Source organism: Streptomyces sp. NPDC087270 (assembly GCF_044744625.1).
GTDB lineage: Bacteria > Actinomycetota > Actinomycetes > Streptomycetales > Streptomycetaceae > Actinacidiphila.
The window spans coordinates 181,145-200,683 of the sequence record NZ_JBIUYR010000014.1 but is presented as its reverse complement, the minus strand read 5'-3'; the positions used below and the strand labels follow the sequence as shown (position 1 = coordinate 200,683).

Sequence of the window (19,539 nt, the reverse complement as noted above, 5' to 3'; positions counted from 1 at the left end):
GACGCGCTGTACGAGCAACTGGCCGACGCCGGGCTGGAGTACGGCGCCGCGTTCCAGGGGCTGCACCGGGCCTGGATCGGCGGCGACGACATCTACGCCGAGGTGCGCCTGGACGAGCGGTTCACGACCGAGGCCGCGTCGTACGGCCTGCACCCGGCCGCGTTCGACGCGTGCCTGCACGCCATCGGCCTCAAGGCGGCGCACGAGGGTGAACCCGGCGCGGCGCGGCTGCCCTTCGCCTGGCACGGGGTGACCCTGCGGACCAGCGGAGTTGCCGCTCTGCGCGTGCGCGTCTCGCCCGCCGGCACCGGCGCGGTCTCGCTGTCGGTGGCCGACGAGGCGGGCGGCCCGGTGGCGCACGTCCGGCAGTTGGCGCTGCGCGAGGTGTCGGCGGAGCAACTGGCGGCGGCGCGGGCCGCCGGGCACAGCGACGCGCTGTTCCAACTCTCCTGGACACCCGTGCCGGTTCCGGTGCCGGAGCCCGCGCCCGCGTCCGCCGTGCCCGCGTGGTGCGAGTGGGAGGCGCTGCCCGACGACGAAGTGCCGCCCGCGACCGTGGTGTTGCGTTCGTACGGCGACGACGGCACCGTGCAGGCACGCGTGCACCGCGTCCTCGACGTGCTCCAACGCTGGCTCGCGGACGAGCGCTTCACGTTCGCGAAGCTCCTCGTCCTGACCGGCGGCGCGGTGTCGGTCGGCGGCGAGGACATCGCGGACCTCGCGGGTGCGGCGGTCTGGGGGCTGATGCGTTCCGCGCAGTCCGAGCATCCGGACCGGTTCCTCGTCGCCGACTTCGACGAAGCCGCGGCGTCGTTCGAGCCCGGCCAGGCGAGCGGCCAGGCGACCGGAGAGGTGACCGCGGCCACAGCCGACGCGCTGATCGCCGCGGTCGTCGGGACGGGCGAACCGCAGATCGCGGTGCGCGGCGACCTCCTCCACGCGCCTCGGCTCGTCCGTGCCGCGGCCCCGGAACCGATCGCGGCTGAGGACGCCGGTGCGGACGGCGGCCAACGCCCGGCGTCGTTCGACCCCGACGGGACCGTGCTGCTCACCGGCGCCACCGGAACGCTGGGCCGCCTCGTCGCACGCCATCTGGTCGTACGCTGCGGCGTCCGGCGTCTGGTGCTCACGAGCCGCCGCGGCATGGACGCCCCGGGCGCCGCCGAACTCGTCGCGGATCTCGCCGAACTCGGCGCCGAAGCGGCCCTCGTGGCCTGCGATGTCGCGGACCGGGCCGCCCTGGCCGCCGTGCTCGCCGCACATCCGGTGACAGCGGTGGTCCATGCGGCGGGGGTGCTCGACGACGGGGTGATCAGCGCGCTGACCCCCGAGCGGGTCGACACCGTGCTGCGGCCCAAGGTGGACGGCGCGCTCAACCTGCACGAACTCACCGAGGAGATGGGCACGAAGCTCTCCGCCTTCGTCATGTTCTCCTCCGCCGCCGGTGTCTTCGGCACCCCGGGCCAGGGCAACTACGCGGCCGCCAACGCCTTCCTCGACGCGTTGGCCACACACCGCCGTTCTGCCGGCCGCCCCGCCCAGTCCCTCGCCTGGGGGCTGTGGGAGGACGACGAGGGCATGGCGGGCGAGCTGGACGTGGCGGGGAGGCAGCGGATGAGCCGCACGGGAGTCCGCCCGCTCGCGACCGACGAGGGGCTGGCGCTCTTCGACACCGCCCGCGGACTCGACGCCGCCGTGCTCGTACCGATCCGGTTGGACCTCACCGCGCCCGCCGGCGGGCGCGGTGGCGGGCCGAACGACGTCCCGCCGCTGCTGCGCTCCCTGGTCCGTCGCACGTCCCGGCGGAGCGCGGACGGGGGGCCGGGCAGCGGTGCGGCGCTGCGCGGCCGGCTCGCCGACGCCACCGCGGAGGAACGCGACGCGCTGCTGTTGGACTTGGTGCGGACCCGGGCCGCTGAGGTGCTCGGACACGCGTCCTCCGACGCCATCGAACCCGATCGGGCGTTCAAGGAACTCGGCTTCGACTCGCTGAGCGCGGTGGAGTTCCGCAACCTGATCAACTCCGCCACCGGTCTGCGGCTGCCGCCGACGCTCGTCTTCGACTACCCCAACGCCTGCGCCCTGGCTGCCCATGTGCACGGCGAACTGCTGCCGGAGGAGGACCCGGCCGACCGCGAGGAGGCGGAGATCCGGCGCGTGCTGCACAGCATTCCGGTCAGCCGGCTGCGCGAGGCGGGCCTGATGGAACTGCTGCTGGAACTCGGCGGAGCGCACGGTCCGGACTCCGGCGCGTCGGCCCCGGGCGCGGCCGACGGCGGACCGTCCATCGACGAGATGGACACCGCGGCACTGATCAGCATGGCACTTGACGGGCATGGCTTTGACGAGCCGACACAGGAAACGGGAGAACTGTAGATGTCCAGCTCTGACCAGAAGCTTGTCGAAGCCCTCCGCTCCTCCCTCAAGGAGACCGAGCGGCTCCGCGCCCAGAACCAGAGTCTCGTTGCCGGTGCCCGCGAACCGATCGCGATCGTCGGGATGGCGTGCCGGTATCCGGGTGGTGTGGAGTCGCCGGAGGATTTGTGGCAACTGGTGTCCGGCGGTGTGGACGCGATATCGGAGTTTCCGACCAACCGGGGTTGGAAAACGGAGGAGTTGTACGACCCGACGGGTGAGCGGGCGAATACCACGTACACGAAGCACGGTGGATTCCTGCATGACGCGGGGGAGTTCGATCCGGCGTTCTTCGGGATCAGTCCGAATGAGGCGTTGGTGATGGACCCGCAGCAGCGGTTGTTGCTGGAGGTGTCGTGGGAGGCGCTGGAGCGGGCGGGTATCGACCCGGCGTCGTTGCGCGGGAGCGCGACCGGCGTGTTTGCCGGGATGATGTACCACGACTACCCGGCCAATGCCAGCACGGGCTCCATCGCCTCGGGCCGGATCTCCTACGTGCTGGGCCTTGAGGGGCCGGCGGTGACGGTGGACACCGCGTGCTCCTCCTCCCTGGTCGCGCTTCATTCCGCTGTGCAGGCGTTGCGTTCGGGCGAGTGCTCGCTCGCGCTGGTGGGTGGGGTGGCGGTGATGGCGACTCCGGATGTGTTCGTGGAGTTCAGCCGTCAGCGCGGATTGTCGCGTGACGGTCGGTGCCGTTCGTTCTCCGAGGGGGCGGACGGCACGGTCTGGGGTGAGGGCGCGGGAATGGTGGTGGTCGAGCGGCTTTCCGACGCTCGGCAGAACGGGCATTCCGTGTTGGCGGTGGTGCGGGGTTCCGCGGTGAACCAGGACGGGGCGAGTAACGGGTTGACGGCGCCGAACGGTCCGGCGCAGCAGCGGGTGATTCGATCGGCACTGCGTTCAGCCGGGTTGTCAGTGGTGGATGTGGATGTGGTGGAGGGGCACGGCACCGGGACGTCGTTGGGTGACCCGATCGAGGCGCAGGCGCTGTTGGCGACGTATGGGCGTGGCCGTGCGGAGAACTCGCCTTTGTGGTTGGGGTCGTTGAAGTCGAACATCGGTCATACGCAGGCGGCTGCGGGTGTGGGTGGCGTCATCAAGATGGTGGAGGCGTTGCGACGGGGGGTGTTGCCGCGGTCACTGCACGCGGGAGCGGCGTCGAGTGAGGTGGACTGGGCCTCGGGCGCCGTGGAGTTGCTGGTGGAGGCACGGGAGTGGCCGCGGGTGGATCGTGCACGGCGGGCTGCGGTGTCGTCCTTCGGGATCAGCGGGACCAACGCCCACGTGATCATCGAGCAGGCACCGGAGGAGGTGGAGTCGGCGCCGGCGGAGTCTGAGTCGGGTTCGGGTTCGGGTTCGGGGTTGGTGGCGTGGGTGGTGTCGGGTCGTTCGGAGTCGGCGGTGGCGGCTCAGGCGGGCCGGTTGGGTGAGTGGGTGGGTGGGGCTGGTTCTGGTGTGCCGGTGGGGGATGTGGCCTGGTCGTTGGCGGGCCGTGCCGCGTGGGAGCACCGTGCGGTGGTCGTCGGGCAGGACCGTGCCGAACTGGTGCGGGGGCTGGAGGCGTTGGCGGCCGGTGAGGCGCGGGCGGCGAATGTGTCTTGGGGTGTGGCGGGTTCGGGTCGTTCGGCGTTCGTGTTCACGGGGCAGGGTGCGCAGCGGTTGGGGATGGGGCGGGTGTTGTGTGGGGCGTTTCCGGTGTTCGCGGCGGCCTTCGATGAGGCGGTGGCGGAGTTGGATCGCCATCTCGGGTTCTCGTTGCGGGAGGTGTTGTGGGGTTCTGACAAGGACCGGGTGAACGAGACGGTTGTGGCGCAGGCGGGGTTGTTCGCGTTCGAGGTGGCGTTGTTCCGGCTGGTCGAATCGTGGGGGGTGCGGCCGGAGTTCGTGGTGGGTCATTCGATCGGTGAGGTGGCGGCTGCGTGTGTGGCCGGGGTGTGGTCGGTCGAGGACGCGGCGCGGGTGGTGGCGGCGCGGGGGCGGTTGATGCAGGCGTTGCCGGCGGGCGGCGCGATGGTGGCGATCGGGGCCTCGGAGGCGGCCATACGTGAGGAACTGCCGGAAGGCGTCTCCATCGCGGCGGTGAACGGCCCCTCGTCGGTGGTGGTGTCCGGGGTCGAGGACGCGGTGCTTGCGCTGGCGGACGTATTCGAGCGGCAGGGGTGCCGTACGAGTCGGCTGCGGGTGAGCCACGCGTTCCATTCGGCGTTGATGGAACCGATGTTGGCCGAGTTCGGGGAAGTGCTGGACGGGGTGTCCTTCGCGGCGCCGCAGATCCCGGTCGTGTCGAACGTGACGGGCGCCCTCGCGACAGCCGAGGACCTGTGCACCCCCGACTACTGGGTGCGCCACGTTCGAGAGGCGGTGCGCTTCGCCGACGGCGTCAGCTGGCTGGCGAGTGAAGGGGTGTCGCGGTGGGTCGAGATCGGACCTGACGCGGTGCTGTCCGGGATGCTCACCCCCTGCCTCGAAGCCGCCACCGTAACTGACGAGACGCATGCGGCGAGTTCGGCGGTCATCGTGCCGCTCGTACGCCGCGATCGCCCCGAGGCGGCGGAAGTCCTCACCGGGGTGGGCCGGTTGTGGACCTCGGGCGTGGCCGTGGACTGGCCCAAGACCTTCACCAGCCCCGCGCCCCGCCACGTCCTGGACCTGCCCACCTACGCCTTCCAACGCCAGCACTACTGGCTGCACCCTCTGGAGTTCCTCGCCGAGTCCTGGCTCGCGGCCGAACTGGGCGGCAGGCCCGAGGCGATGGGGCTGAGCGCGGTCGAACACCCGCTGCTCGGTGCCGTTGTGGCCCTGCCGGAGACCGACGGGGCCGTCTTCACCGGCCGGCTCGCGCTCGACACGCAGGAGTGGGTCGCGGACCACGACGTCCTCGGGGCCGTCCTGCTGCCCGGCACCGCCTTCGTCGAACTCGCGATCCACGCGGGCGACCACTTCGGGTGCGACGTCGTTGAGGAGCTGACACTCCAGGCGCCCCTGGTCATGCCCGACAGCGGAGGCGTCCTGCTCCGGGTCACCGTCGGCGGCGCGGACGGCTCCGGTGCCAGGTCGCTGACCATCCACTCGCGTCCCGAAGGCGCCGACCAGCTCTGGACACCGCACGCCGAAGGACTCCTGCGCGTGGGTGCGGCGACGCCCTCGTACGACTTCACCCAGTGGCCGCCGGCCGGCGCCACGCCCATCGACGTCACCGGCGGCTACGAGCGCCTGCTGGACCGCGGGTACGGCTACGGCCCGGCCTTCCAGGGCCTCACCTCCGCCTGGGAGCGCGGCGACGAACTGTTCGCCGAGGTCGCACTGCCCGACGCGGCACACCCCGACGCCGCCCGGTTCGGCCTGCACCCGGCCCTCTTCGACGCGGCCATGCACGCGGCCCTGCTCCAGGAGGAGGAGACCGGCGAGGAGACGCTGCTGCCCTTCTCGTGGAACGGCGTCTCCCTCTTCGCGTCGGGTGCCACCGGGCTGCGGATGCGGATGCGCGCCGAGGGCCAGGACAGCGTGTCCATGGAGATGGCCGACGCGTACGGTCAACCGGTCCTGTCCGTCGGGTCGTTGGTGTCCCGGGCGGTCTCGTCGGAGCAACTGGGCGCGGCCCGGGCGGCGGGCGCGGCACAGAACCAGGCGCTGTTCCGGGTGGAGTGGACCGCGACTGCCGTCTCCCAGGCTCAGCCGGAGACGTCGGAGTGGGTACTGCTCACCGCGGACTCGGACGGCCCGGAGACGGCCGAACGGCTCGGCATGACCGGGCGATCCGCGTACCGCGATGTCGCGGCGCTGCGGGCGGCGCTCGATGACGACGGAGCCGCCGTCCCCCCGGTCGCGCTTCTCGCCCTGCCGCCGGACGAGACCGCGGGTCCGGTCCCCGCCGCGGTACGGGCTCGCGCGGCGACCGTCATGGCGGCGGTACAGGGCTGGCTCGACGACGACCGCTTCGCCGGCTCGCGGCTCGTGGTCGTGACCCGCGGCGCGGTCGCCACGGCCGACGGCGACGACATCGACCTGGCGCTCGCCCCCGTCTGGGGACTGGTGCGGGCCGCGCAGGCCGAACAGCCGGGCAGGTTCGTACTGGTGGACCTCGACGACGACCACGCGCCGGAGTTGCTGCGTGCCGCCGTGGCCGCCGGCGAACCCGAGATCGCGCTGCGCGACGGACAGGCGCGGGTGCCGAGGCTCGCCCGGGTCGCGCCCGACGAGATCACCGCCGCGGTCACCGCCGCGGTCACCGACACCGACACCGACCCCGACACCGACATGGCCACTGGCGCGGACACCCCGCGACTCGACCCCGAGCGGACGGTGCTGGTCACCGGCGGCACCGGCGGCCTCGGCGCCCTCGTGGCCCGCCATCTGGTGGCGGCCCACGGCGCACGGCACCTCCTCCTGACCAGCCGCCGCGGCCTCCAGGCACCCGGCGCCGAGGAACTGCGGGCGGAACTCGTCGCGGCGGGCGCCTCCGTCACGGTCGCCGCGTGCGACGTGAGCGACCGGGACGCGCTGGCCGCCCTGCTCGCCGGAATCGACCCCGCGCATCCGCTGACCGCGGTCGTGCACGCCGCCGGCGTGGCCCACAACGGACTCGTGACGGCGCTGACCGACGAGCGGCTGGACGCCGTTCTCGGGCCCAAGGCCGACGCCGCCCACCACCTGCACGAGCTGACCGGCGACCTCGACCTGTCGGCGTTCGTGCTCTTCTCGTCCGCCGGCGGCCTGCTCTTCGCCGCCGGACAGAGCGCCTACGCCACCGCGAACGTCTTCCTCGACGCGCTGGCCGCACACCGCCGGGCCCACGGTCTGCCGGCGACCTCCCTCGTCTACGGCCTGTGGGGTGTCGAAGCGGGCCTCGGCGCGGCCCTCGGCGACGCCGACCTGCACCGGATGAAGCGGCAGGGCTTCCCGCCGCTGTCCGCGGAGGAAGGACTCGCGGCACTCGACGCCGCCCTGCGCGGAGCCGGGCCGGCGAGCACGCCGCCGTCCGCCGCACCCGCGGTGCTGGTGCCGTTGCGCGTGGACACCGCGGCGCTGCGTGCCCGTGGCGAGGTCCCCGCGCTGCTGCGCGGGCTGGTCAGGAGCCGTCAGGTGTCCGGCTCCGGCGGACCGTCCCAGGGCACCGCCCTGGCCCAGCGGCTGGCCGGCCTGCCCGCGGACGAGCGCCGCGGCGTCCTGCTGGATCTGGTCCGCGACCGCGTGGCCGCGCTGCTCGGGCACGGGTCCTCCGACGCGATCGAGCCGGACCGCGCCTTCCAGGAACTCGGCTTCGACTCGCTCACGTCGGTCGAGCTGCGCAACGTCCTCAACACGGAGACCGGCCTGCGCCTGCCGGCCACCCTCGTCTTCGACTACCCGACCGCGGCCGACGTCGCGCGGTACCTCGACGACGAGATCGCCGGAGCGGTGGCGAACGTGCCGGTGACCCCGCTGCCGCTCACCCGTCAGGACGCCGAGCCGATCGCGATCGTCGCCATGACCTGCCGCTACCCGGGCGGCGTCTCCTCGCCCGAGGACCTGTGGCGACTCGTGGCCGACGAGGTGGACGCGATCGCGCCCTTCCCGACCGACCGCGGCTGGGACCCGGACGTCTACGACCCCGAGCCCGGCAAGGCGGGGAAGTCGTACGCGTCGGAGGGCGGATTCCTTTACGACGCGGCCGACTTCGACGCCGACTTCTTCGGCATCAGCCCCAGCGAGGCGCTTTCCATGGACCCGCAGCAGCGGCTGCTGCTGGAGGCGTCATGGGAGGTGTTCGAGCGGGCCGGGATGGACCCCACCGCGCTGCGCGGCAGTTCGACCGGTGTCTTCGCCGGCCTGATGTACCACGACTACGGCCAGGGCAACGGCGGCGCCAGCACCAGCGGCGGAAGCCTCGTCTCGGGCCGGATCGCCTACACCTTCGGCCTGGAGGGGCCGGCGGTGACGGTGGACACGGCGTGCTCCTCCTCCCTGGTGGCGCTGCATCTGGCGGTGCAGGCGCTGCGTTCGGGCGAGTGCTCGCTCGCACTGGCCGGCGGTGTCGCGGTGATGGCCACGCCGGAGATGCTGATCGAGTTCAGCCGCCAGCGCGGCCTTGCTCCCGACGGCCGTTCGAAGTCCTTCTCGGACGCGGCGGACGGCACCGGCTGGGGCGAGGGCCTGGGCCTCCTGCTGGTCGAACGGCTCTCCGACGCCCGCAGGAACGGGCACCCCGTCCTCGCGGTGGTGCGGGGCTCCGCCGTCAACCAGGACGGCGCCAGCAACGGCTTCTTCGCGCCGAATGGTCCGGCGCAGCAGCGGGTGATTCGTGCGGCGTTGGGTGCGGCGGGGTTGTCCGTGGTGGACGTGGACGTGGTGGAGGGGCACGGGACGGGGACGTCGTTGGGTGACCCGATCGAGGCGCAGGCGCTGTTGGCGACGTATGGGCGTGGCCGTGCGGAGAACTCGCCTTTGTGGTTGGGCTCGTTGAAGTCGAATGTGGGTCATACGCAGGCGGCTGCGGGTGTCGGTGGTGTGATCAAGATGGTGGAGGCGTTGCGGCGGGGGGTGTTGCCGCGGTCACTGCACGTGGGAACGGCGTCGGGTGAGGTGGACTGGGCGTCGGGTGCGGTGGAGTTGTTGGCGGAGGCTCGGGAGTGGCCGCAGGTGGGTCGTGTGCGGCGGGCGGGGGTGTCGTCGTTCGGGATCAGCGGGACGAACGCCCACGTGATCATCGAGCAGGCACCGGAGGGGGAAGAAGCGCGAACGGTGTCGGCGGGGGTTGGGCCGGCGCCGCTGGAGATTGCGGCGGAGTCCGAGTCTGAGGCGGGTTCGGGGTTGGTGGCGTGGGTGGTGTCGGGTCGTTCGGAGTCGGCGGTGGCGGCTCAGGCGGTTCGGTTGGGTGAGTGGGTGGGTGGGGTTGGTTCTGGTGTGTCGGTGGGGGATGTGGGGTGGTCATTGGCGGGGCGTGCTGCGTGGGAGCAGCGTGCGGTGGTCGTCGGGCAGGATCGTGCCGAACTGGTGCGGGGGTTGGAGGCGTTGGCGGCCGGTCTGCCGGGTGCGGGTGTGTCTCGGGGGGTGGCGGGTTCGGGTCGTTCGGCGTTGGTGTTCACGGGGCAGGGTGCGCAGCGGTTGGGGATGGGTCGGGAGTTGTGCGGGGCGTTTCCGGTGTTCGCGGCGGCGTTCGATGAGGCGGTGGCGGAGTTGGACCGTCATCTCGGGTTCTCGTTGCGGGAGGTGTTGTGGGGCTCGGATGCGGACCGGGTGAACGAGACGGTCGTTGCTCAGGCGGGGTTGTTCGCGTTCGAGGTGGCGTTGTTCCGGCTGGTCGAATCATGGGGGATACGGCCGGACTTCGTGGTGGGTCATTCGATCGGTGAGGTGGCGGCTGCGTGTGTGGCCGGGGTGTGGTCGGTCGAGGATGCCGCGCGGGTGGTGGCGGCGCGGGGGCGGTTGATGCAGGCGTTGCCGGTGGGCGGGGCGATGGTGGCGATCGGGGCCTCGGAGGCGGCCATTCGCGAGGAACTGCCGGAAGGTGTCTCCATCGCTGCGGTGAACGGCCCCTCGTCGGTGGTGGTGTCCGGGGTCGAGGACGCGGTGCTTGCGCTGGCGGACGTATTCGAGCGGCAGGGGTGCCGTACGAGTCGGCTGCGGGTGAGTCACGCGTTCCATTCGGCGTTGATGGAGCCGATGTTGGCGGAGTTCGGGGAGGTGCTGGCGGGGGTGTCCTTCGCGGCGCCGCAGATCCCGGTGGTGTCGAACGTGACGGGCGGCCTCGCGACGGCCGAGGACCTGTGCACCCCCGACTACTGGGTGCGCCACGTTCGAGAGGCGGTGCGCTTCGCCGACGGCGTCAGCTGGCTGGCGAGTGAGGGGGTGTCGCGGTGGGTCGAGATCGGACCTGACGCGGTGCTGTCCGGGATGCTCACTCCCTGCCTCGAAGCCGCCACCGAGGAGGACGGCGCAGCCGCCAACGCAGCCACCAGCGCGGCCAGTTCGGCGGTCATCGTGCCGCTGGTGCGCCGTGATCGCCCCGAGGCGGCGGAAGTTCTCACCGGGGTAGGGCGGTTGTGGACCTCGGGCGTGGCCGTGGACTGGCGCGAGACCTTCACCGGCCCCGCGCCCCGCCACGTCGTGGACCTGCCCACCTACGCCTTCCAGCGGAAGCGGTACTGGCTGGACGCGTCACGCGGCGGAACGGACGTGGGCGCGGCGGGACTTGAGGCCGTCGACCACCCGCTGCTCAGCGCCGTACTGCCGTCGCCCGACGGTGACTCCGTCGTGCTGACCGGGCGCCTCTCGACGGAAACCCACCGTTGGCTGGCCGACCACGACATCCTCGGGGCGGTCCTGCTGCCCGGTACCGCGTTCGTCGAACTCGCGTTGCGCGCAGGGCTGGAGGTGGGCTGCGGGGGTCTGCGGGAACTCGCCCTGCACGCCCCGCTGGTCCTCCCGGAGCGCGGCGGCGTAGCCGTCCAGGTGGTGGTGCGCGCGCCCGACGCCGCGGGTCTGCGGGAACTCGCGATCCACGCGCGGCCGGAGGAGGACGGCGAAGAGGCCGTCTGGACCCTGCATGCCGAGGGCGTCCTCACCCCTGAGCAGGAGGCCCCGGCGTTCGACCTCGCCGCGTGGCCGCCGCCCGGTGCGGTGCCCGTCGAGGTGGCGGGTGCCTACGAGCGGCTGCTCGGCGCCGGCTACGTCTACGGCCCGGCCTTCCAGGGGCTCAAGTCCGCCTGGCGGCGCGGCGACGACCTCTTCGCCGAAGTGGAGTTGCCGGAGGAGTCGCACGCCGACGCCTCCCGATTCGGGCTGCACCCCGCCCTGCTCGACGCCGCCCTGCACGTCAATCTGGTCGCCGCGGGGGACTCCGACGACGAGGACCGCACCGTGGTCCCGTTCGCCTGGAACGGCCTGGCGCTCCACGCGCGCGGGGCCACGGCGCTGCGCGTGCGGCTGACACCGCAGGAAGCCGGACGGACGGCCGATGGCGGTCCGGCCCCGGCCGGGATGTCCATCGTCGCCGCGACCGCCGACGGTCAGCCCGTGTTCAGCGTCTCCTCGCTCGTCGCCCGCGAGGTCTCCCCGGAACAGCTCGCGGCGGCACGCCGTACGGAGCAGGTCCCGTACCACCTGGGGTGGGCCACGCTGCCCGCGCCCACCGGCACGGCCGACGCGCCGAGTTGGGCGGTCATCCGGCCCGCCGGAGCGGCCGAACCGGCGACCGGCCGGCCCGGAGCGACCGAACCCCCCTCGTTCACCGGTCTGGAGGCGCTGGGCGCGGCGCTGGAAGCCGGACAGCCGCTCCCCGACGCGGTCGTCCTGCCGTACGCCGCCCTTCTCGACGGCGCCGAAGGCACTGACGGCGCGGACGGCCCCGGCCTGACCGTCATCGCCCACCGTGCCCTTGAGGTCGTGCAGTCCTGGCTCGCGGACGAGCGTTTCGCGCCGTCCCGACTGGTGCTGCTGACGGACGGGGCGATCCGCCTGCCGGAGGACGGTGAGTCCGCGTCCGAGGCCCGGCCCGAAACCGTGCCAGAAGCCGTGCCCGAAGCAATACCCGAGGCCGAAGCCCTGTCCGAGGCCGTGCTGTCGGCATCGGCGGTGTGGGGCCTGGTCCGGGCGGCCCACAGCGAGAACCCGGGCCGCTTCGTCCTCGTGGATGCCGACGCCGCCACCGATCCGTGGGCCGCGCTGCCCGCCGCCCTCGCCACCGGCGAGGCAGAGATCGCGATACGGGACGGCGTCATGCGGACGCCTCGACTGGTCAGGTCGAGCACCGTGCCCAGCGACGCCGAACCCGTCTGGGACGCGCACGGGACCGTGCTGATCACCGGCGGCACCGGCGGCCTGGGCGCGCTGATGGCCCGTCACTTGGTGACGGCCCACGGGGTGCGACGGCTGCTCCTGGTCAGCCGCCGGGGTGCCGAGGCCCCCGGTGCGGCCGAACTGCGCGACGAGCTGGCCGCGTTGGGCACGGACGTGGTGATCGCCGCCTGCGACGTGGCGGACCGCGCGCAGATCGCGGCCGTCATCGACGGCATCCCCGCTGAGCACCCGCTCACCGGCGTGATCCACACCGCGGGCGTGCTGGACGACGGCGTCGTCTCCGCCCTCACGCCCGAACGGCTCGACACCGTGCTGCTGCCGAAGGCCGTGGCCGCCTGGCACCTGCACGAGCTCACCCGCGATCTCGACCTGTCCGCGTTCGTGCTGTTCTCGTCGATGGCCGGCACGTTCGGCGGCATCGGCCAGGCCAACTACGCGGCGGCGAACGTCTTCCTCGACGCCCTGGCCCAACGGCGCAAAGCCGCCGGCCTGCCCGCGGTGTCCATGGCGTGGGGCCTGTGGGCGACCGGCATGGGTGGCCAGTTGACACAGGTGGAGGTACGGCGCCTCGGCAGGCAGGGCTTCCCGCCGCTGTCCGACGCCGAGGGCCTGGCCCTGTTCGACGAGGTCATGCGGTCGGACGCCGTCACGCGGTCCGGACAGGCGCTGACCGTGCTGCTCCGGCTGGACCCCGCCGCCTTGCGCGCCCAGGCGGTGTCCTCCGGCTTCGTCCTGCCGGTACTGCGCGACCTCGTGCGCGTGCCCGCCCGGCAGAGCGTGGTGAGCGCCGCCGCTTCCGGCCTGGCCGGCCGGGTGACGGGCCTGGCGCCCGCCGAGCGGCACGCGTTGGTGCTCACCCTTGTCCGGCAGCACGTCGCCGACGTGCTCGGGCACGCGTCCTCCGACGCGATCGAACCGGACCGTGCCTTCAGCGACCTCGGCTTCGACTCGCTGGCCGCCGTCGAGCTGCGCAACAGCCTCAACACGGCGACCGGAATCCACCTGCCGGCCACCCTGGTCTTCGACTACCCGAGCGCCGAGGCCGTCACGGCCCACCTCGTCGACGAACTGACCGGCGCCGCGCAGGCGTTGACGCCGGTGGCGTTCCGTACACAGGTGGACGGTGACGACCCGATCGTGATCGTGGGGATGGCGTGCCGGTATCCGGGTGGCGTGGAGTCGCCGGAGGATCTGTGGCGGCTGGTGGCGGACGGCGTGGACGCGATCTCCGAGTTCCCGACCAACCGCGGTTGGAACACGGAACGCATCTTCGACCCGACGGGTGAGCGGCCTAACAGCACCTACACCCGGCACGGCGGATTCCTGCATGACGCGGGGGAGTTCGATCCGGCGTTCTTCGGGATCAGTCCGAATGAGGCGCTGGTGATGGACCCGCAGCAGCGGCTGTTGCTGGAGGTCTCGTGGGAGGCGCTGGAGCGGGCGGGTATCGACCCGGCGTCGTTGCGCGGGAGCGCGACGGGTGTCTTCGCCGGGATGATGTACCACGACTACGCGAACAACAACAACACCGGTTCCATCGCCTCGGGTCGGATCTCCTACACCTTCGGCCTCGAAGGGCCCGCGATCACCATCGACACGGCGTGCTCGTCGTCCTTGGTCGCCCTTCACTCCGCTGTGCAGGCGTTGCGTTCGGGCGAGTGCTCGCTCGCGCTGGTCGGCGGTGTCGCCGTGATGGCGACCCCGGACGTCTTCATCGAGTTCAGCCGCCAGCGCGGCCTTGCTCCCGACGGCCGTTCGAAGTCCTTCTCGGAGGGGGCGGACGGTACCGGGTGGGGTGAGGGCGCGGGCATGCTGGTGGTGGAGCGGTTGTCGGATGCCCGGCGGGGTGGGCACTCGGTGTTGGCGGTGGTGCGGGGTTCCGCGGTGAACCAGGACGGGGCGAGTAACGGGTTGACGGCGCCGAACGGTCCGGCGCAGCAGCGGGTGATTCGTGCGGCGTTGGGTGCGGCGGGGTTGTCCGTGGTGGATGTGGATGTGGTGGAGGGGCACGGCACCGGGACGTCGTTGGGTGATCCGATCGAGGCGCAGGCGTTGTTGGCGACGTATGGGCGTGGCCGTGCGGAGAACTCGCCTTTGTGGTTGGGGTCGTTGAAGTCGAACATCGGTCATACGCAGGCGGCTGCGGGTGTGGGTGGCGTCATCAAGATGGTGGAGGCGTTGCGGCGGGGGGTGTTGCCGCGGTCGCTGTATGCGGGGGCGGCGTCGAGTGAGGTGGATTGGGCCTCGGGCGCCGTGGAGTTGCTGGTGGAGGCTCGGGAGTGGCCGCGGGTGGATCGTGCACGGCGGGCTGCGGTGTCGTCCTTCGGGATCAGCGGGACCAACGCCCACGTGATCATCGAACAAGCCCCCGACGAGCCTGAGTCGGCACCGGTGGTGGGCTCGGAATTGCCGCTGCTGGAGGGGGCGGCGGAGGCCGACGGGGCTGAGTCCGAGGCGGGTTCGGGGTTGGTGGCGTGGGTGGTGTCGGGTCGTTCGGAGTCGGCGGTGGCGGCTCAGGCGGGCCGGTTGGGTGAGTGGGTGGGTGGGGCTGGCAGTGGTGTGCCGGTGGGGGATGTGGCCTGGTCGTTGGCAGGCCGCGCCGCGTGGGAGCACCGTGCGGTGGTCGTCGGGCAGGACCGTGCCGAACTGGTCCGAGGGCTGGAGACGTTGGCGGCCGGCGAGGCGCGGGCGGCGAATGTGTCTCGCGGTGTGACGGCCTCGGGTCGTTCGGCGTTCGTGTTCACGGGGCAGGGCGCGCAGCGAGTGGGAATGGGGCGGGAGTTGTGCGGAGCGTTCCCGGTGTTCGCGACGGCCTTCGACGAGGCGGTGGCCGAGTTGGACCGCCATCTCGGGTTCTCGTTGCGGGAGGTGCTCTGGGGTTCTGACACGGACCGGGTGAACGAGACGGTCGTTGCTCAGGCGGGGTTGTTCGCGTTCGAGGTGGCGCTGTTCCGGCTGGTCGAATCGTGGGGGATACGGCCGGACTTCGTGGTGGGTCACTCGATCGGTGAGGTGGCGGCTGCGTGTGTGGCCGGGGTGTGGTCGGTCGAGGATGCCGCGCGGGTGGTGGCGGCACGAGGCCGGTTGATGCAGGCCCTGCCCGCGGGCGGCGCGATGGTGGCGATCGGGGCCTCCGAGGCCGAGGTGTGCGCGGAACTGCCGGAAGGCGTGTCCATCGCTGCGGTGAACGGCCCCTCGTCGGTGGTGGTGTCCGGGGTCGAGGACGCCGTGGCCGAAGTGGCGGAGGTGTTCGCGGGGCGTGGCTGCCGTACGAGTCGGCTGCGGGTGAGCCACGCGTTCCATTCGGCGTTGATGGAACCGATGTTGGCTGAGTTCGGGGAGGTGCTGGCGGGGGTGTCCTTCGCGGCGCCGCAGATTCCGGTCGTGTCGAACGTGACGGGCGGCCTCGCGACGGCCGAGGACCTGTGCACCCCCGACTACTGGGTGCGCCACGTTCGAGAGGCGGTGCGGTTCGCCGACGGCGTCAGCTGGCTGGCGAGTGAGGGGGTGTCGCGCTGGGTCGAGATCGGACCTGACGCGGTGCTGTCCGGAATGCTCACCCCCTGCCTCGAAGCCGCCACCGAAGAGGACAACGCAGCCACCAACACAGCCACCAGCGCGGCCAGTTCCGCGGTCATCGTGCCGCTGGTACGCCGCGATCGCCCCGAGGCGGCCGAAGTCCTCACCGGGATAGGCAGGTTGTGGACATCCGGCGTCACCGTGGACTGGCCCAAGACCTTCACCAGCCCCGCGCCCCGCCACGTCCTGGACCTGCCCACCTACGCCTTCCAACGCCAGCACTTCTGGCTGCTCCCCGAGGACCACGCCGACGTGGCCTCCGCGGGCCTGGACACCCCCGATCACGCCCTCCTGGGCGCGGCCGTCACGCTCGCGGAGTCCGAGGCCGTCCTCCTCACCGGCCGGCTCTCCGTGGCGACCCACCCGTGGCTCGCCGACCACCGCGTCGGCGGCGCGATCCTCTTCCCCGGCACCGGCTTCGTCGAACTCGCCGTGCAGGCCGGCGACCAGGTCGGCTGCGACGTGCTGGACGAACTGGTCCTGCACGCCCCGCTGATCCTCCCGGAGGAGGGCGGGGTCCAGGTGCAGGTGTCCGTCGGGGAGCCGGGGGAGGCCGGCCCGGCAGACGCCCGCAGGTCACTGACCGTCCACTCGCGGCCCGAGGGCGACGACCAGTCCTGGACGCTGCATGCCGAGGGGTTCCTGGGCACCGGCGCGGCGGCACCGTCGTACGACTTCACCCAGTGGCCGCCGGCCGACGCCACGACCATCGACGTCGACGGCGCCTACGAGCGGCTGGCGGAGTACGGCTACGGCTACGGTCCGGCCTTCCAGGGGCTCAAGGCCGCCTGGCGGTGCGGCGAGGACCTGTTCGCCGAAGTGGAGCTGCCCGAGGACGCGCACCAGGACGTCAGCCGGCTCGGAGTCGACCCCGCCCTGCTCGACGCCTCCCTGCACATCATGGCCTTCGCCGGAATCCGCGAGGACGACACCCTGGGCGCCACCGTGCTGCCCTTCTCCTGGAGCGGCCTGTCGGTCCACGCCGAGGGCGCGCGGGCGGTGCGGATACGGATCGCCGCGACGGGACCGCAGGCGGTGTCCGTGGAACTCGCCGACCCCACGGGCGCCCCCGTCGTCCACATCGAGTCGCTGATGCTGCGGGAGGCGTCGCCGGAGCAGTTCCGGGTGCCCGCCGCGGGGCGCAAGGAGCCGCTGCTGCGGATCGACTGGACGCCGGTCGCCCTGCCTGCCCGCGCGGTGCCCTCCGCGCTGATCGGCTCCTTCGCGGACCCGACCGGGTTCGGCGACGCCGCTTCCTACGCGGACCTCGCCGCGCTCACCGCCGCAGTCGAGGCCGGCGCCGCCGTACCCGAGGTGGTCGCCGTACGGGTGGACGCGGTGGCCGCCGTGGACGGCCCGCCCGGGGAGGCGGACATGCCCGCCGCGGTGCGTGGGACCGTCCACGGTGTCCTGGCACTGGTCCAGGAGTGGCTGGCGGAGGAGCGGTACGCCGGGTCGCGGCTGGCGGTCGTGACCACCGGTGCGGCCGACGGCGGCGACGTTCGGCTGGAGCAGGCACCGGTGTGGGGTCTGGTGCGGGCGGCGCAGGCGGAGAACCCGGACCGCTTCCTGCTCGTGGACGTCGACGGCACCCCCGAGTCCGAGCGGGCGCTCGCGGCCGCCGTCGCCGGGGACGAGCCGGAGACGGCGCTGCGCGGCGGTGAACTGCTCGCGCCGCGGCTGGTCAGGGCCGAGGAGGAACCGGCCGAGAGCGACCCGGCCGAGAGCGAACCGCGCGAGGGCGACTCGGGCGAGGCCGAACCGGGCGTGCTCGCCGGCGACGGCACCGTACTGGTGACCGGCGGCACCGGCGGGCTCGGCGGCCTGGTCGCCCGGCACCTGGTGACCGCGCACGGCGTCCGGCACCTGCTGCTGGTCAGCCGCAGCGGGCCGGACGCCCCGGAGGCGGAGGAACTGCGGGAGGAGCTGCGGCGCGCCGGCGCCGAGGTGGCGATCGCCGCGTGCGACGTCTCGGACCGCTCGGCGCTCGCCGGCGTCCTCGCCGCGATCCCCGACGGGCATCCGCTGCGGGCCGTGGTCCACGTCGCCGGTGTCGCGCACAACGGGCTGGTCTCCGCGCTGACCCCGGAGAACGTCGAGACGTCGCTGCGGCCCAAGGCCGACGCCGCCTGGCACCTGCACGAGCTGACCCGGGAGATGGACCTGGCGGCGTTCGTGATGTTCTCCTCCGCGGGCGGCCTGGTGCTGGCCGCGGGACAGGCGGGCTACGCCGCGTCGAACGTGTTCCTCGACGCGCTGGCCCGGCACCGGCGCGCCCTGAACCTGCCGGCATGCTCCCTCGCCTACGGCCTGTGGGACGTGGCGACCGGGCTGAGCCGGTGGCTGACCGACGCGGACCGGGAGCGCATGAAGCGCCAGGGCCTGCCCGCGCTGACCGAGCAGGAGGGCCTCGCGGCGTTCGACGCGGCGCTGACCACCGCGCACCCGACGCTGGTGCCGCTGCGGGTCAACCCGAAGGGGCTGCGCGGCTGGTCCGGCGAGCCGCCGGCGCTGCTGCGGGGGCTCGCGCCGAAGGCCAGGCGCCGTGCGGCGGGCGGCGGCGCCGACGCGGTCTCGCTGCGCCGGCAGCTGGCCGGCATGGCCGAGGCCGAGCAGAAGCGGGCCATCCAGGACGTCGTGCTGCGGTACTCGGCGATGGTGCTGGGCCACAGCGGGCCGGAGGCCGTGGAGCCCGAACGGGACTTCCTGGAGTCCGGCTTCGACTCGCTCAGCGCCGTCGAGCTGCGCAACCACCTCAACGCCACGACGGGGCTGCGGCTGCCGCCCATGGCCGTCTTCGACGCCAAGACGCCCGCCGAGCTGGCGTCCCGGCTGCACGAGGAGCTCGCCGGCCAGCTCGACGGGACGCTCACCGGGCAACCCGCGGCGGCGCAGCAGCCGGAGCAGGCGCCCGGCCGCCGCCCCGACACCCTGTCGGAGCTGTTCCGCGGCGCGGTGCTGTCCGACAACGTCCCGCAGGGCTTCGACCTGCTGCGGGCGGTGGCCGCGCTGCGGCCGGTGTTCTCCTCGGTGACGGAGCTGGAACACCCGCCCGTCGGGGTGCGGTTGGCCGACGGCCCGGCCACGAACCGGCTGATCTGCATCAGTTCGCCGATGGCGACGGCCGGCCCGCACCAGCACGCCCGGCTGGCGGCGCCCTTCCGCGGCCTGCGCTCGGTCAGTTCGCTGCCGACACCCGGCTTCGGACACGGGGAGAGCCTGCCGTCGTCCGTCCAGGCCGCGACCGCCGCGTTCGCGGCCGGCGCCGTCGAGACGGCGGCCGGCGAGCCGTTCGTGCTCCTCGGCTACTCCGGGGGCGGGGTGATCGCCCACGCCGTGGCGGTCCACCTGGAGCAGCACATGGGCGTCCGTCCCGCCGGCCTGGTGCTGATCGACACCTACCAGGTGGACACCGGCGACGGCGACCAGCGCGACCTGATGCGGCAGCTGGTGATGGGGCTGGTGGCCAAGGACTCGGAGTACGAGATGTTCGACAGCACCGTGCTGTCGGCCATGAGCTGCTACTTCGACCTGGTCCCGCAGTTCACCGTCGGGGAGTTGCGGGCACCGGTGCTGTTCGTCGGGGCGGAGGAGTCGTTCCTGCCCGGCGCCGGCGACTCGGCCGGCCCCGACGACGACTGGCAGGCGAAGCCCTGGGACAGCCGCCAGGAGTACCGGACCGTCCCGGGCAACCACTTCAGCCTCATCGAGGGGAAGGCAGCGGACACCGCGCGGGTCGTCCAGGAGTGGCTGACCACCCTGGACTGA

At 72.8% G+C, this 19,539-nt stretch carries 2 protein-coding genes (1 of these 2 running past the window's edge); both read left to right on the top strand.

Annotated elements, in window-relative coordinates:
- A protein-coding gene (locus ACIPAE_RS26755) for a type I polyketide synthase (RefSeq protein ID WP_402448459.1) crosses the window boundary here: on the top strand, positions 1–2,376 show its 3' portion. The gene continues 14,076 nt to the left of window position 1, outside the view; the window shows 2,376 of its 16,452 coding nt (coding positions 14,077–16,452); its start codon lies off the left edge, out of view; it ends in the stop codon at positions 2,374–2,376.
- The gene (locus ACIPAE_RS26750) at positions 2,377–19,539 is read left to right on the top strand and encodes a type I polyketide synthase (RefSeq protein ID WP_402448457.1); all 17,163 of its coding nucleotides are present in this window, start codon (positions 2,377–2,379) and stop codon (positions 19,537–19,539) included. It begins immediately after the preceding gene.

What these genes read in the sequence shown, in the direction of transcription:
- ACIPAE_RS26750 (WP_402448457.1), top strand. Translation starts at nt 2,377, where the DNA reads ATGTCCAGCTCTGACCAGAAGCTTGTCGAAGCCCTCCGCTCCTCCCTC.